Origin of the sequence: Kribbella sp. C-35 (genome assembly GCF_046549195.1) — a bacterium.
Classification (GTDB): domain Bacteria; phylum Actinomycetota; class Actinomycetes; order Propionibacteriales; family Kribbellaceae; genus Kribbella.
In genome coordinates, this window is sequence record NZ_JAJPWG010000014.1 from 1 (window position 1) to 1382 (window position 1382).

Consider the following 1382-nt stretch of genomic DNA (forward strand, 5'->3'; position numbering starts at 1 on the left):
TGTGTTCTGAAGGGACATGTCTGACAGAGGTGTGTAGGGAGATGTCGGACACCTGATGGCTGTGGCTCAGTGTGTGAGTCATGGCGGATCTGGTGGTTCCGATGGAGGTTCGGTTCGCGATCGGCGCGTTTGCTGCGTTGGATGATTCGTCGGTGTCGGTGACGGAGTTGTGCCGGCGGTACGGGATCAGCCGGGACACGTTCTACCGGTATAAGGCGCAGTTCGAGGCTGAGGGTTTGGAGGGGTTGTTGCCGCGGTCGCGGCGGCCGCGGCGCAGCCCGAACGCGACCCCGATCGAGGTGGTCGAGCGGCTGCTGGCGATGCATCGCCAGTTGGTTGCCGAGGGCTGGGACGCGGGGGCGCGGAGTGTGCGGGACTGGTTGCTGCTGGACGATCCCGACGGTGCGGTGGGTGTCCCGTCGGCGCGCACGGTGCACAAGATCCTGTCCGAGCACGGTCTGGTGGAGCCGTCGCCGGGCAAGCGTCCGCACAGCTCTTACCGGCGGTTCGAGGCGTTGTCACCGAACGGGATGTGGCAGATCGACGCCACTGTGTGGTGGCTGGCAGCCGGCCAGTCACCGCACGGTGGCAGGCAGGAGGTCGCGATCGTGCGGGTGATCGATGACCATGCCCGCAAGATCTTGGCCACCCTGGCCGCGGTCAGCGAGAACGCCGCCTCGGTCTGGGCGTGCATGAAGATCGCGTTGGAGCGGCACGGCAAGCCCGCGGTGGTGCTGTCCGACAACGGCGCCGCGCTCAGCAGACGCCGCCGCACCGGCGGCTACTCCGACCTCGAGGCCAAACTGGCCCGGATCGGGGTCTACCACGTCACCTCCTCGCCCTACCACCCGCAAACCTGCGGGAAGAAGGAACGCGACTGGCAGCCCTTGAAACAATGGCTCAACGCCCGTCCCGCGGCCGGTGACCTGGCCGAACTGCAGCGCCTGCTGGACAGCTACGACGTCATCTTCAACACCCGTCGCCCGCACCAGGCCCTCGACGGCCAGACCCCCGACCAGCGCTACCACGCCACCGCCAAGACCGGCCCCGACCCGGACCGGCCACCGTCACCACGCACCACCCTCACCACGGTCAAGGCCTGCACGAAAGGACGAATCACGGTCGGCGACGGCTACCGGATCGCCCTGGGCCGCGAATGGGCCGGCGCCCCACTGCACATCCTGCGCGACGGCCTGCACGTCGTGGTGTTCCACGACCACCACCTGATCAAGCACATCCAACTCGACCCAGACATCAAAGACACCCCGTCCGGCCTGCCCCGCGCACGCCGCGCCACCAAACCCCTACCCTCGACCAGTTAACACAACCCGCTGTCCGACATGTCCCTTCACACCCTGTCCGACATGTCCCTTCACATCACA

The 1382-nt window shown here is 66.9% G+C and carries 1 protein-coding gene; it reads left to right on the forward strand.

Annotated features, from left to right (window positions below; genetic code table 11):
* The first annotated feature begins 80 nt into the window (after positions 1 to 80).
* Entirely contained in the window at positions 81 to 1322 is a 1242-nt protein-coding gene (locus tag ACLJOO_RS42660; RefSeq protein ID WP_410794083.1) for a DDE-type integrase/transposase/recombinase, read from the forward strand.
* The last annotated feature ends 60 nt before the right edge of the window (positions 1323 to 1382 follow it).

Excerpts from the sequence above, each read along its gene's own strand:
- ACLJOO_RS42660 (WP_410794083.1), top strand. The coding sequence starts at position 81 with ATGGCGGATCTGGTGGTTCCGATGGAGGTTCGGTTCGCGATCGGCGCG.